Annotated in this window: 11 protein-coding genes and 1 pseudogene; 4 read left to right on the plus strand and 8 right to left on the minus strand. The window is 62.1% G+C overall.

Annotated elements, in window-relative coordinates; genetic code table 11:
* Positions 1 to 51: 51 nt before the first annotated feature.
* Complete coding sequence (locus MPJ51_RS03885) at positions 52 to 810, plus strand: hypothetical protein (protein ID WP_298382014.1); 759 nt, start codon at positions 52 to 54, stop codon at positions 808 to 810.
* A 54-nt stretch (positions 811 to 864) separates the two neighbouring features.
* Here the strand turns inward: MPJ51_RS03885 and trxA are convergent.
* The 8 genes and pseudogenes from trxA to MPJ51_RS03925 all read right to left on the minus strand — a co-directional run.
* Positions 865 to 1,206 (minus strand): annotated as a pseudogene (trxA, locus tag MPJ51_RS03890) (thioredoxin); the annotation flags it as partial.
* Positions 1,207 to 1,245: 39 nt separating this feature from the next.
* Positions 1,246 to 4,605, minus strand: coding sequence for a double-strand break repair helicase AddA (gene addA, locus MPJ51_RS03895; protein ID WP_298382018.1), 3,360 nt, complete (start codon positions 4,603 to 4,605; stop codon positions 1,246 to 1,248).
* Positions 4,602 to 7,529 carry a double-strand break repair protein AddB gene (addB, locus tag MPJ51_RS03900; protein WP_298382021.1) on the minus strand — a complete coding sequence of 976 codons (2,928 nt, stop codon included), beginning with the start codon at positions 7,527 to 7,529 and terminating at the stop codon, positions 4,602 to 4,604. The genes addA and addB overlap by 4 nt, the downstream gene beginning before the upstream one ends.
* Positions 7,522 to 8,208: a nucleotidyltransferase family protein gene (locus MPJ51_RS03905; RefSeq protein WP_298382024.1), complete on the minus strand. Its 687-nt coding sequence runs from the start codon at positions 8,206 to 8,208 to the stop codon at positions 7,522 to 7,524. The genes addB and MPJ51_RS03905 overlap by 8 nt, the downstream gene beginning before the upstream one ends.
* Positions 8,205 to 9,209: a phosphotransferase gene (locus MPJ51_RS03910; RefSeq protein ID WP_298382027.1), complete on the minus strand. Its 1,005-nt coding sequence runs from the start codon at positions 9,207 to 9,209 to the stop codon at positions 8,205 to 8,207. The genes MPJ51_RS03905 and MPJ51_RS03910 overlap by 4 nt, the downstream gene beginning before the upstream one ends.
* On the minus strand, positions 9,206 to 9,676 hold the full coding sequence (gene tsaE / locus MPJ51_RS03915) for a tRNA (adenosine(37)-N6)-threonylcarbamoyltransferase complex ATPase subunit type 1 TsaE (RefSeq protein ID WP_298382030.1): 471 nt from the start codon (positions 9,674 to 9,676) through the stop codon (positions 9,206 to 9,208). The genes MPJ51_RS03910 and tsaE overlap by 4 nt, the downstream gene beginning before the upstream one ends.
* Before the next feature lie 41 nt (positions 9,677 to 9,717).
* Positions 9,718 to 11,223, minus strand: a complete 1,506-nt coding sequence (locus tag MPJ51_RS03920) for a PAS-domain containing protein (protein WP_298382033.1) — start codon at positions 11,221 to 11,223, stop codon at positions 9,718 to 9,720.
* Positions 11,224 to 11,286: 63 nt separating this feature from the next.
* Positions 11,287 to 12,684: an ActS/PrrB/RegB family redox-sensitive histidine kinase gene (locus MPJ51_RS03925; RefSeq protein WP_298382036.1), complete on the minus strand. Its 1,398-nt coding sequence runs from the start codon at positions 12,682 to 12,684 to the stop codon at positions 11,287 to 11,289.
* An 87-nt stretch (positions 12,685 to 12,771) separates the two neighbouring features.
* On the opposite strand from MPJ51_RS03925, the gene MPJ51_RS03930 reads away from it, so the two are divergent.
* The 3 genes from MPJ51_RS03930 to MPJ51_RS03940 all read left to right on the plus strand — a co-directional run.
* Positions 12,772 to 13,392: an SCO family protein gene (locus MPJ51_RS03930; protein WP_298382040.1), complete on the plus strand. Its 621-nt coding sequence runs from the start codon at positions 12,772 to 12,774 to the stop codon at positions 13,390 to 13,392.
* A gap of 85 nt (positions 13,393 to 13,477) precedes the next feature.
* A complete protein-coding gene (locus tag MPJ51_RS03935; protein WP_298382043.1) occupies positions 13,478 to 14,032 on the plus strand; it encodes an ActR/PrrA/RegA family redox response regulator transcription factor in 555 nt (184 codons plus the stop codon).
* A gap of 122 nt (positions 14,033 to 14,154) precedes the next feature.
* Positions 14,155 to 14,405: VOC family protein (locus MPJ51_RS03940; protein ID WP_298382046.1), on the plus strand; the 251-nt coding region annotated here is incomplete at its 3' end.

Consider the following 14,405-nt stretch of genomic DNA (forward strand, 5'->3'; position numbering starts at 1 on the left):
ATCCCCGCATGACAAGACAAGGTAACCTGCCAAGATTTCAGCGGAGCTCCCATGCCCGGATCTGACATGACGATTGCCGCCCGCCGGGCCTTTTTTGCTGATGTGATCAGACCTTATGATCTGGGGTACAAGCTGATCCGCGTTGGTGATTTTGGCGATGGTGGGTATCTGTTGCCCAATGATCTTGAGGATATCGTCGCCTGTTTTTCACCGGGTGTTTCGCAGCAATCCAGCTTTGAAATGGATCTGGCGAAATACGGGATTCCGTCTTTTATGGCCGATGGTTCGGTTGATGAGCCGGTGCTGAACGTCCCGGGTTCGGTGTTTGTCAAAAAACATCTGGCGGCGACAACGGGTCAGGATGTGATTTCGTTGCAGGACTGGATGGATCAGTTTGCCCCCGCTCAGGGCGACATGATCCTGCAGATGGATATCGAGGCCGCCGAATACAGCGTTCTGTCCACTCTGCCCGCCGCGCATCTGAACCGGTTCCGTATCATCGTGCTGGAACTGCACCGCATCCCGTCGATCCTGATGAAACCCGGCGCCTTCAACCGGGCGCGCCCTGCCCTGTCGGCTTTGAAAGACGGGTTCGTCTGCGCGCATATCCATCCCAACAACGCCTCGGGTACGGTCGAGATTGAGGGTGAGACCTTTCCCCGCGTGATTGAGGCCACCTTTGTGCGCAAAGATCGCGCGCGGCAGCACGTGCCGTCGGTGGATTTCCCGCATGTTCTGGACAGGCGCCACCGGCCTAACGGACCTGTGCTGAGCTTGCCGCAGGAATGGATCGGGCCCGCGGCGGATTGAACAAAGAAAAACGGGCACCGCATCGCGATGCCCGTTGATCGGAAGACGTTCAGATCAGATGGATTCGTCGATCCAGCTTTGCAGCGCGGCCTTGGGTGCAGCGCCCGCGCGGTTTGACACAACCTGACCGTCCTTGAAGATGAACAGCGCCGGGATGCCGCGCACGCCCATGGCGGCGGCCGAGTTCGGGTTGCTGTCCACGTCAACCTTGGCGATTTTCACCTTGTCACCATATTCAGCGGCCAGTTCTTCCAGGGCGGGACCGATCTGCTTGCAAGGTCCGCACCATTCGGCCCAGAAATCGACAACCACGGGGATGTCGGAATTCTTGACTTCGGCGTCAAAGGTATCATCGGTTACGGCTACGGTCGACATTTGCTGTCTCCTGAATGGGGTAAACTCGGGAACAGAACCTAGGGTCGCGACATTCCAAGGTCAAGATATCTGGGTGCGTGCCAGCGCATCCGTCACAAGATCGTGTGGCAACCACATCAGGTTGGCGGTGCGGGTCCACAGGATCGCGGTCCGGATTTCACGGCCCGGATAGATCTGGGACAGCGCCCGCGCATAGGCTCCCATCTGTCGCAACAGCCCCTCGGGGCAGGCAGCAGGGCTGTCCGGAACCGTCATATTCGATTTGAAATCAATCACCTGAATATCCGTATCCGTCACGATCAACCGGTCGATTACACCATGTATCCGCTGGCCGTTCAGATCAGCCGTAACAGGCACTTCGGCCAGTGCATTTGCCGTGAACACGGGGTGCAGGTGGTCCGCAGTCAACACGCCGCTTGCCTCATTCAGCAACTCTTGCCGCTCCGCCTCTTGCATATCGGGCAGAACCCGGGCGCAAAGCTGCGGCCAGTTTTCCTGCGTGACCGAGGGCAAATGTTCCAGCAACAGATGCAACCGCGTCCCGCGCAGTTTGGCGGCGTCCTCATCCTGGCCCGCATCACCCGGCAACGCCTTCGCCCCGCCCAACCCCGACGGGCTGAGCGTTTCCGGTTTCGGCTCCGGTGCGGTTGCCGGAGATTGAAACGCATCGGGCAGCGCGGCATCGGATGTCACCGGTTCGGAATGGTCCGTCAGCGGCAGCGCCTCCCAATCCCCGTGCGACAACCGCAGCGTTTCGGAGCCGGGCATCTGTGTGGCCCCGGCGCGCGCCATCGCGGCCTGCACCATTTGATACCAGCTGGTTCCATCCTTGCCGACATCACCAGCGGCCGCCACGATCAACCACTTTTCAGCCCGTGTTAGAGCCACATACAGCAATCGAAGGCGCTCATTCTCCTCTCGCGTCCGCGCCCCGTCCCGTGCGTGGGCGATCAGCGCGGGCGAGGCATCCGCAGGCACTTTCCACAGCGGCGTGCCGTCTGAAACCATGATCTCGGCATCGCGGGGGGCTTGTCGTTTTCCGGTGTCCGGCAGGATCACAATCGGCGCTTCAAGCCCTTTGGAGCCATGCACCGTCATCACCCGGATCATGTTGCCGACGCCGCTCATCTGCCGTTTGATTTCCAGATCGTCGGTCTGCATCCAGACCAGAAATCCGGTCAGGCTGGGAATATCGGTGCGCTCATAGGCCAGCGCCTGCGACAGCAGGGCGTTGATGCCATCCTCGGCCTCGGCCCCCAGACGGCCCAGTAGCTTGCGGCGGCCGTCATGGCGGGTCAGGATGCGTTCGATCAGATCATAAGGGCGCAGAAAGTCGATTTGGCCGCGCAGATCGTGCAAAACGGCAAGCGTTTTCGGGAAATCGTCGGCGCGCTGGCGCAACGCGGCCCACAAGAATTTTTCCTGCCGACGATAGGCCAGATCGAACAGTTGTTGTTCGCTCCACCCGAACAGAGGCGATTTCAGCACCGTGGCCAGCGACAAGCTGTCTTCAGGCGTAGCCAGAAAGCTGAGCAGCGCGGCCAGATCCTTGACCGCCAGTTCGGCCCCCACCTTCAGCCGGTCGGCCCCGGCGATGGGCAGGCCCTCGGCCTTGCAGGCGCGGATGATTTCGGCAAACAGATCGGATCGGCGTTGGACGAGGATCAGAAAATCCCTCGGTTGAACCTTGCGACGAACAAATGTGCCGGGGGTTTTGCCATCTTCGGGGATCGTCTCGCCCCGTTCGATCATGTCACGGATCGATTTTGCCACCTGTTCGGCCAGTATCACAGTGTGATGCCGCGCGCCGGGGCGATCCACCGGGTCGGTCCAGTCGCCATCGTCCTCCTCTTCAACCTTTTCGACCACTGGCCACAGGTCAACACGTCCGGGCAGATCAGCTTTGAATGCGCGGTGCTGACTGTCCTTGTGGAACCCGGCCTCAGCGCGGTTTTCGAACAGGATATCGACCAGAGACAGGATCGCGCTGGAGGATCGGAATGAATACTCAAGCGTAGAATCCCACAGTTTAGAGCCTGATTCCGTCAGTTTCCGCCCAAATTCCTCTTGCATCCGATCAAAGGCCTGCGGGTCGGCGCCCTGAAAGGAGTAGATCGATTGTTTCTTGTCGCCGACGACAAAGATGGTGCGCTCGACCCCTGACCGGGCCCCTTCCCCGCTGGTGAATTCCTGCGCCAGTTTCTCGACCACGTCCCATTGATCGGGGCTGGTATCCTGCGCCTCGTCCACCAGAATATGGTCGATGCCGCCGTCCAGACGATACAGCACCCATTCCGCCACCGCCGGATCGTTCAGCACCTGCCGCGCGCGCAGGATCAGGTCGTCGAAATCCAGCCAGCCGCGCAACTGCTTGCGCCGTTCGTATTCCGGCAGAAAAACAGCCGCAAACCGGTGCAGAACATGTGTCTTACGCGCCGCGACCAGCGCCAGCCGCTGTTCCCGCGCCGCCTCGATCCGCAGCATGAGCGATTCCAGCTGTGGCATCTGACCCGCCAGCACCCCTTCGCGCAGCGCCTTTGTGGGGAAACTGTTGATCTTCGCGGTAAACGGTTCCTTGGCGGATTTCCCCGTCAGAAACACGCCTTCCAGCATGGGCAAACTGCTGCTCCGCGCATCGTTAAAGGCAGCAAGTTTCGCGGCTGCCTTGGCATTGTTGCCCCCGCTTTCGGTCAAAGCGGGCAGGATCGAGCGAATAAGCTCAACCTCGCCCCCTAGAAACACACGGCCTAGCAGGGTGTCTTCGTCGAACCCGTCCGGCAGATCAAAGCGGTGCAACAGATCGGGCCACGCCATCGGTTGCGCGAATAGATTGCGTTTTTGGGTGATGGCGGCGGTCAGCTTGTCGAACCCGGTATCGGTGACGAAACGGGCGACATCTTCGATCAGCGCGGCCTGTGGGCCTTCGGCGAAATCCTCGACAATCTCTTCGCGCAACAAAGCCGCCGCGCGATCCTCCATTTCCGAGAATTGCGGGCTGACGCCGGCCTCAAGCGGAAAGCGCCGCAAAAGCGAGGCGCAGAATGAGTGGATGGTCTGAATCTTCAACCCGCCGGGCGTTTCGATTGCGCGGGCAAACAGGGTACGCGCCTGTGCCAGCCGGTCAGGGTCGATCACCCCCTGCACGCCCAGTTCGGTCAGTTGCGCCTGCAGCGGGTCATCGCCCAGCATCGCCCATTCGCCCAGCCGCTTGAACAGGCGGTTCTGCATCTCGCTGGCTGCCGCCTTGGTGTAGGTCAGGCACAGGATGTGCTGCGGCTGCACCCCGCCCAGCAACAGACGCGCCACCCGGTCGGTCAGAACCCGCGTCTTGCCCGAGCCCGCATTCGCCGCCAGCCAGGTCGAGGCATCCGGTCGTGCGGCCTGCACCTGCCGTTCGGTTGCGTCGTTGCGGGCGCTCATGTCAGGTCCTCAGGGGTGGTTTCATCGGTGCGGTCCCACTCCCCGAACCGCGCCAGATGGTCATAGTCGCCAATATCCGTGTCCTTGTGCAGCATCCGGCGGGAGGAGAACCCTTGATCAGGCTCTAAATAAGCGGAAATCAGTTCTTTCAGCTCGGCCAGAACCTTGTCTGACGGTTCTTTGGTCAGCGGCGCGGGCACCTCTTTGTAGGTTCCGCCCATGCCGATAAAGACGGCCTCGGCCACGTCGGTCGGGTCGATCCCCTCGATACCGCCCTGCTCGGCCATGGCGGCCTCGATCAGCAGTTGTTTATCGAACTTGGCCTGTTGGCTTTCACTTGGCGGCACCCCGGTCTTGTAGTCCACGATCCGCAACGCCCCCCGGCTGTTGCGGTCGATCCGGTCCGCGCGCCCAGCGATTGTGAAATCCAGCGGCGACAGCACCAGCTTCATCGCCGCTTCAAATGCGATTGGCCCGCCATCGCCGCGACGGGCGGTTTCGGCGCTCAGGAAGTCATCGGCGATGCGCTCCAACCGCGCCAGCCACAATTTGCGGGCGGTTGGCCAGGCCACATGCTGATCCAGCAGGTTTTCGGCGCGTTTCAGGAAATTTTCGCGGGTCAGCAGGGCGGTGTCCAACACGCTGTCCTTGACGAAATGCTCAAGGATTTCGTGGATGACAATCCCGCGCAACAGGGCATCAGGCGCCTGTACCAGCGGGTCCAGCGGTTTCAGGCGCAATATATGTTTGGCGTAGATCGCATACGGGTCGCGGATCAGGCGCTTGATCTCGGTCACACTCAGACGACGCGGGCGGGCCGCAATCGGTGGGCGCGGGGATGGGCGTGGGGCCGGGTCGATGCGGGGTGCGGCCTCCAGTTGTTCGGACCAGCGCAGCCATTGCTGCCCGCGTGCGCGCATCGCCGCAAGCGAGTCGCGTCCACCCTGCCCCGGCAAGCCCTGCAACAGGTTGGTCATCCGGTTCAGCCACCGCGACGGCACCGTTTCGGCGTCATCCGAGCGTGTGGCACGGGTCAGCCAGACCTCGGGCGCGGCGATGGCCTGCTGAAAGTCATGGGCCGACAGACCGATGCGCCGTTCGGGCAGCAACAGTCCGGCCTTGTCGCGCATCTGGCGGTTCAGCCAGGGGTCCGGCGACGGGGCCTCGGGCCAACTGCCTTCGTTCAAGCCGCCCAGAATCAGCAGATCGGCCCCCTGCACCCGCGCCTCAAGCGTACCCCAGATCATGATATGCGGATGTGGCGCGTCGCGGTCGCGGACCTCTTCACCTGCCAGAAGCGCGCCCAGCAGGTCGGCGAAATCATGAGCGGTCATCTGCCCGCCATGTCCGGCCTCAGATTCCAGCGCGGTCAGGACCTTCAGGGCCTTTTGACCTGCGTTCTTGTCCCAAAGCGTTCCGGTTTCTCCGGCGCGGCCTGCCGAGATCGCCTCGGCCAGCGCGCGCAGACGGGTTACCCAGTCAGAAAGCGGGCGTTCACCCGTCGTCTGTTGATCGCAGAAATGCTGAGCCAGCCATTGCATCCAGCCTTCGGGCACCTCTTTGCGGATGGCAAAGGCGGCCAGGCTGGCGCCGTCAGGGAATGGCGGGCCATGACGTCGCAGATCAAGTTCCAGATCGCGGGTGTGCAACAGATGCGCGCCACGGTCGCCGCCATCATGGCAGAGCGGGTGTTTGAGCAGTGTCAGCAGCGCCTCGCCGTCCAGCCGACGGGCAAACAGACCGGCCACATGGCGCAGGAACCGGCCCGGAGGGGACAGTTGCAACGGAAGGCCGGCACTGTCGTCGGGCAGGATGTTCCAGCGGTCCAGCGCGGCGCTGACCTGACGGGTCAGCATCCGGTCAGGCGTGATCAATGCGGCGGTCTGGCCGGTTTCTGCCGCCTGCCGCAGGCGCAGGGCGATGGCCAGCGCCTCGGCCCGGGGGGATTGCGCCTCGACCAGGGTAAGGTCTTTGGTTGCGCCGTCCAGATCGGTCAGCTTGGGGCCCTCGGCCATCCAGGCATCGGTGATCGGGGCGGGGCGTAACGCAAGTGAAATCAGCCTGTTACGTGCCGGTGACGGGGGCGGGTCGTCGGTCCATCGTGTGATTTGACCGGGATGCAGCCCAAGCCCGTTCATCAGCTTGCGGAACCTGTATTGCGGGTGATCCTCGGAGGTCAGTGCATCGTCCAGGCCCTGCCAGACCTGATCCGGCTGATCGAAATCATAGCCCGGCAGGATCAGCGCCCCCTGCGGCAGGCGCGCGACCGCCTCCATCAGCATCAGCGTGGTCCCACGCGACCCGGTGGACCCGGCAAGGATGACCGGGTGCTGCGGCGGTTCAATCTGCCAGCGGGCGATCAGATTCTCGACCACGCGCCGTTGCCGCGCCTGCACGTCCAGCGCGTCGGGGCCGGAATCGATAAAGTGATCGGCGATCCCGATGAACGCCTGCGCACGGGCCCAGTGGCCGGACATGTCGCTGACATCCAGTTGCCGGATCGCCTCGGGCGACACACCTTCGCCCTGCATCTCATCAATCAGGGCGGCGAGGCTGTCGGACAGGTCGAACAAAGACGCGCGCGCGGCCAGATCGGGCTGTTGATCCAGCAGCTTGGCGATCAGTTGGGTCAGTTCCAGCCTGCGCCGCAAGGGCGGGATAGCCGGGGGGATTTGCGCCAGATCGACGCTTTCGCCCAGATCGGTGACCAGTGACAGGCGCGGCAACAGACAGGCCGGGCCCTGATCGAACAACTCGCGCACTCGGCGGGCCATGCGGCGGGTGTTGACGACCAGTTGCACCCGGGCCAGCGCCTCGGGCGGGTGATCGGTGCTGCGGGTTCTCAGCCCCTCTACCAGAGCCTTGGGAAAATCCACGCCCGGTGGCATGGCAAATACCCGAGGGATGGCCGAGGGGTCAAACATCGGCGATCAGCCCCTCGGCCAGGGCGATCCCTTCGGGGCGGCCCACATCGCACCAGCGCCCGGGGTAACTGATTGCGAACAGGCGGCCATTCTGCTGCATCCGATCCCAAAGCAGGTTGAGGGAGAATGCGTCTTCGTCAATATCGGCCAGCCCGTCGGTTTTGAGGATTTGCGTCCCTCCATAAACCAGCCCCGGCCCGCGCGTGATGCGCCCCGTGGCATCCGCCGTGAAATCGCCTGCGCCGTTGTGACCGATGGCCTGCGCTGTGGGGATGCACATCAACAGCGCGTCCATCTCATCGGGATTCCACGCTTTTTTCAGCAAGTCCAGCGGATTGGGGCCTGCCCAGATTGCGTCCGTGTTCAGCGTAAAAACCGGATCAGACCCCAGCAAAGGCAGCGCCGCGCGCAAGCCGCCGCCGGTTTCCAGAATATCCGGGACCTCATGCGACAGCAGTACCCCCTTGGGCGACAGATGCGCGGCCAGTTGATCGGCACGGTAGTGCAGATTGGCGACCACGCGGGGGATGCCGGCTTGTTGGACGTGATCCAGCGCATGGTCGATCAGCGGTCGCCCGGCCACCGGGATCAGGGGTTTGGGCCGGTCTTTGGTCAGCGCGCCCATGCGCGTCCCGAAACCTGCGGCGAACAGCATGAGGGCCTGTGGCGTTTCCGTCATTGCGACCTCAGCCGGGCAAGGTTTTCCGGGGTTGGTTCTGGCAGCGCCGCGCGCAGCAGATCGGCCACAGGCACCAGCGCGGGATGTTCCAGATCACGCATCAGATGGCCCCAAACGGCCGGTATTAGACTCACATATTGCGGTTTTCCGTAATCGGTGGCCAGACGGGCGAAGCCACCCAGAATACGCAGGTTCCGCTGGGCGCCCAGCACCGCGTAAGCGGTGCGGAAATCATGACCATCAACGCCGGTTGCCTTGATGTAGCGGTCGATCATCCGCATCTCGATCCCCGCAGGGACCGAGCGGCGCACATCCTGCAGCAGTGACATCAGGTCATAGGCCGGATGGCACAGCATCGCGGTCTGGAAATCCAGCAGTCCGACCCGGGCAAGCCCCTCGCGATCCGGCAGCCAGATCAGGTTTTCCGCGTGATAATCGCGCTGCACCACAACCCGCGGGCCGTCGGTTTCGCGATGCAGGATGTCGGCAAAGCGCAGTTCGAACCGTGCCCGCGCGTCGGTGTCGTGGGTGCCGAGGATGCCTTGGGTATATTTGGTAAAGGACAGCGCCGCGTATTCGGTCATCAGGGCCGGGTCGTAACTGTCCAGCGATAGAACCGGCGCGGCGTGCAGATGCACCAGCACGTCGGTGGCGGCGTCATACAGCATGCGTTCGGCCCCCGGGTCCTGTTCCAGAACCCGCGCGAACAGGGCATCGCCCAGATCTTCAAGCAGCAGAAAGCCGTATTCGCTGTCTTCGGCGTAAATCTCGGGCGCACTGAGCCCGATTGAGCGCAGGTATTCGGCCATTCGCACGAATGCGTTGATGTCCTCGTTCTTGTCTGGCGGTGCGTCCATCAACACGGCAGTTCGACCACTGACCGGATCGGTCAGCCGTTCGTATCGCCGGTTCGAGGCATCGCCCGCCAGCGGGGCATGGGTGGCCTTGGCCCAGGGGGTCTGGGCAATCAGCGCTTCGGCCAGAACAGCGCGGTTGGTCATAAGGCGGTCTCCAGCCGTTGGGTCCATTTCGGATCGGTCCAGGACAGGGTCAGGTGGCGAGCGTCCTCATCGGTTGAATCGGCCTGAAATCCCAGTGTTAGGGCCGATTCCGGTCGGATCACGCCCAGCTTGTCGGGCCATTCGATCAGGCAGATGCCGGTGTCGAACGCTTCGGTCAGGCCCAGCTCTTCCACCTCATCAATGGCGGATAGACGGTAAAGGTCGGAATGCCAGATCTCGCCAATCTGTGTGTCATAGACCTGCACCAGGGTGAAAGTGGGCGACGGCACATCCTCGGGCGGGTCCATTACCGACCGGATCAGGGCGCGCGCGAAATGGGTCTTGCCGCTGCCAATCGGCCCATCCAGCAGCAGCACGTCGCCGCAGCGCAGAATGGCCCCCAAACGGGCGGCCAGTTCCGAGGTTTCCTGAGGTGATTTCAGCGTGATCGAGGGCGGTGCAGTCATGGCGCCACAATGGACTTGCGCCCGCCCCTTCGCAACCCGGTTCAGGCGCTGATTTTGCGTGTGCGGTCGGTGTTGATACCACCTGCAGTGGCAAAGCGGATAATCGTTGCCCCGTTCTGCATCGGGCTGACGGTGCAGGTGATCTGCGCCCCGTCGCGCATCTGGATATCCGCCGCCCATTCGGCCCGGTTGTCGCGCATTTCGACGAAATCGCGGATCTCACCCAGAACCGGGGTGGCGACGCAATGATCCTGCCATTTGCGGGTGACATCCAGAACGGTGACGGGTTCGAACCCGGCCTCATCCCCTTCGCCCCACAGCGTCTGATAGGCGTGATTGGTAAACGCCAGCGAGCCATCATCGGCGAAGACGACAACGGCATCGGCCAGCTTGTCCAGAATGGATTGCATCAGGTCCATTTCCGACCGGAATCGGCGGGTCAGGGTGATCTCGGCGGTGATGTCTTCAAACAGGAAGGCCACCGCGCCGTCGGGATGCGGTCGTCCGCTGACGGAATAGACGGACCCCGAAGGCAGCGACCAGGTTTCCTGATAATTGCCGTCCTGCGCCGCCTCAAGCAGGTCGTTCATCTGCCGCCGCCAACTGCGGTAATTCTTGGGTTCCGGCATCATGTGCTGATCGCGCAGCCGGTCAAAGAAACTGGACAGGCTGGGGCGGCAGCTGAGGAAATCCGGGGGCAGGGTGGTCAGGTCGATCAGCGCCGGATTGAACAGCGCCAGTTGCCTGTTGCGGTCGAAGATTGCCAGCCCGATGGACAGCTGTGCAAAGGTCTTGGTCATCGTCTGCACGAATTTGCGCTGGGCGGTTTCAGCCTCGACAATGGCGTTGATATCCATGGCGTAAAACAGATGGCCCTGATCCTGTTCCACATGGGTCAGGTCAAACCACAGCTTTGCGCCATTGTCGCCAGCGGTGATCGACATGCGGGTCTTGCGGCCCAGCGATGCCTCATCCACCTGCGCCGGAAACAGCGGGGCGGTCAGATCGGCATCCTGCCCGCGCGCCTTGCGCACCAGCGAGACATAGGCCGCGTTGCACCAGCGGACCTTGGTGTCATGACCCAACAGCCAGACGGGGTAGGGTGCCTTGTCCATCGCCAGGCGGATCGGGTCATTGGGATCGCGCCGTTTCGGGCGTTGCGTGCCCTCAAGATCGCGCAACTGGACCCGGACAATGCCGTCGATCCATTCGCACAGCACCTCGCGCTCGACCGTGCAATCGATGGCCGAGACCACCAGGTTGCCTTCGGTCCGCACGGTTTCGGGGGTTTCGGGAAAGGCCGGGAAATCCCGTTGCAGCAACCGCCGCAGATCGTCCCAATTGGCGATATGTTCGAACCCGGCCAGCGCGATATCGGAATGGCTGATCAGCTTGTCGTCATCGAACAGGAACACCGTGTCAAATAGAGATGACGGCGAGGACAGCCCGAAATCCGCGGCCCGGATCGGGCGGCGGGGCAGCAGCCACTGCATTGCAAAAATGATCGACACCAGGCTGATCCCGGCCAGAATGATCCAGTCCACCATGATCTTCTGCCTTTGATAAACGCGGCTACACTTATGGTTAGTAAAGGTTAACGGCGTCTTAACTCAGATCTGGAAGGGCTGATTGGCGCCCGATGGCACCGGAGAATCGCCGTGCTGCGCGTCAACCAGGTTGCGTGGCCAGACCACCTGAACGATGGCCCCGCGCCGGTCGGGATGATGGGTGAGGCTTTGGTAAGGGTCCGTACCATTGGCGAATTTCAACTCGGCCCCGCTGCGTTCCAGCAGGGTCTTGGCGATGAACAGGCCCAGCCCCATGCCCTCGTATTCCGGGCGGGCGCGGCGGTCGGATTCGGATCGCCGCCGCCTTACAAACGGATCGCCAATGCGGCCGAACATATGCGCCGGAAACCCGCGCCCGTCATCGATGATGCAGATGGTGATCCGGTCCGAGGTCCACTCGGCCTCGACCCAGACATTGCCCAGTGCGAAATCCACCGCGTTCTGGATCAGGTTGCGCAGCCCGTGAATGATCTCGGGCTTGCGCAGGATCGAGGGCTGCTGCACATCGCCGTCGCCCACCGGGCCTTCGTCGAAATGCACGTTCTTGCCACGGTTGATATGCGGCTCGGCGGCTTCGTGAATGACGCTGGACAGGGGGGCCTGACGCAGATGCAGGTCGTCCTTGCCCGCCCGGCCCATGTCGCGCAGGATATCGCGGCAGCGGTCAGCCTGTTCGCGGATCAAGGCGGCGTCCTCTTTCAGGTCGGGGCGATCGTCCAGCTCCTCGATCAATTCGGAACTGGCCAGTTTGATGGTGGCCAGCGGCGTGCCCAACTCATGCGCGGCGGCGGCAACCACGCCACCCAGATCGGTCAGCTTCTGTTCGCGCGCCAGTGCCATATGGGTGGCCGACAGCGCCTCGGACATCGACTGCACCTCGGAACTGACCCGATGCGAATAGGCGCCTAGGAACACGATGGCGATCACCATCGCGGCCCAGTTGCCGAACAGCAGGATGTCGGGCATGTCCAGAACAAACCCCAGATCCGTGCGCAGCGGCAGGTGAAACTGCGCCAGCAGCGTGGTCAGCACAATCGCCACCGCACCCACGATCAGGGTGGACCGCGTGCTCATCACACTGGCCGAGATCGTCACTGGACCCACCAGCAGCAGCGCAAAGGGATTGTTCAGCCCGCCGGTCAGATACAGCAGGAAGGACAGCTGCAGCAGATCGAAGAGAACCATCAGAAAGTTCTCGAACTCGGACAGGCGCTTGTTTTCAGGAAACAGCAGGATCGCCGTCAGGTTCCCCATGACCGAAACGCCGATGGCCAGAAAGCACAGGGCCAGCTCAAGCTGCACATGATAGGTCTGCTGCGCCACGGTGATCGCGGTGATCTGGCCGATGATCGCGACCCAGCGCAGCAGGATCAGCGTGCGCAGGCGAATCCAGCTGCTGCGTTCCTGTCCGCGCCAGAGGCTGGTATTGGAATTTGCCATTGGTCGATTATGTCCTGTTGCACCGGCTGGGTAACTTGATAGGTGTCCGGGCCGAAACGATCAACAACCCTGCCGCAGGTGACCGCCATGATCCGCCTTTATGCTATCCTCGCAACCGTTGTTCTGGCCATTGGCCTGGGGGCCATGTGGCTGCTGACACGCGGCGCGGGGTCGGATGACAAGTTCGCCCAGTGCCGGACCAGCCAGATCGCCGGCGGCACCGCCGCCATTGGCGGACCGTTCGAGCTGATCAATCCCAAGGGTGAGACGGTGACTGACACAGATGTGATCACCGAACCGACGCTGATCTATTTCGGCTATACCTTCTGCCCCGATGTCTGCCCCTTTGACATGTCCCGCAATGCCGAGGCTGTTGATCTCATGGCCGAACGCGGCCAGTCGGTGACGCCGCTGTTCATCTCGGTCGACCCTGATCGCGACACGCCCGAGGTGCTGGGCGATTACGCCTTCAACCTGCATGAACGCATGATCGCGCTGACCGGCTCGCCCGAACAAGTCAAAGCCGCCAGCCAGGCCTACAAGACCTATTACAAGGCCCATGACAAAAGCGACGAATACTATCTGGTCGACCATTCCACCTTCACCTACCTTGTGACGCCGCAGGACGGGTTCGTGGAATTTTTCGACCGCAACGCCTCGGCCGAGCAGATGGCGGATCAGGTTGGTTGCTTTCTGGAAAAGATATAGCTGAAAAGCGCCGTTTGACCTTTGTCATGGCATGAGTATTACTCTTGTCTAAGCCAACGGCGTGAAATAGCGGAAAGAACAGACTATGGCGGACAGTGCCCCTCTCGACATCGGCCCCGATAAATCCCTGCTTCTGGTGGATGATGACGAGCCGTTTCTGAGACGTCTGGCCAAAGCCATGGAGAAACGGGGTTTCGAGGTTGAAACCGCAGGTTCCGTCGCCGCAGGTCGCGCCATTTCCACCGCCCGTCCGCCCGCCTATGCGGTTGTCGATCTGCGTTTGGAGGATGGCAACGGTCTGGACGTGGTCGAAGTGCTGCGCGAAAAGCGCCCCGACAGTCGGGTTGTGGTCTTGACCGGCTACGGTGCGATTGCCACGGCCGTCGCAGCGGTCAAGATCGGCGCGACCGATTACCTGTCAAAACCCGCCGATGCCACCGACATCACCAACGCCTTGCTTGCCAAGGGCGACGAACTGCCCCCGCCACCAGAAAACCCCATGAGCGCGGATCGCGTGCGCTGGGAACATATCCAGCGGGTCTATGAGCTGTGCGACCGGAACGTCTCCGAGACCGCCCGTCGCCTGAACATGCACCGCCGGACCTTGCAGCGGATTTTGGCGAAGCGCAGTCCGCGGTAACCACAATGACGGTTTAGTGACTTGTAATCCGGAGCGCGCTCCGGGACAGTCGCCGCGTCTGAAAGATCACTTCAAAACAGGATGTTCCCATGATCGGCTATGTAACCGTCGGTGTCTCTGACATGGACCGCGCCAAGGAATTCTATACCAGCCTTCTTTCCCACAAAGACGCCAAGGTCGTCCTTGATGCCGGGCGCATTGCCTTTATCGGCAATGATCCCGCAGCCCCCATGCTGGCGGTGTGCGAACCCTATGACGGCAACGATTGTTCGGCTGGCAACGGCGTTATGGTCGCATTTGCAGCCGATTCAAAAGACCACGCCAAGGCGCTGTACGACAAAGCGATCAGCCTGGGCGCGACCGATGAGGGTGA

It is taken from the genome of Ruegeria sp. (assembly GCF_028066395.1).
Lineage (GTDB): Bacteria > Pseudomonadota > Alphaproteobacteria > Rhodobacterales > Rhodobacteraceae > Ruegeria.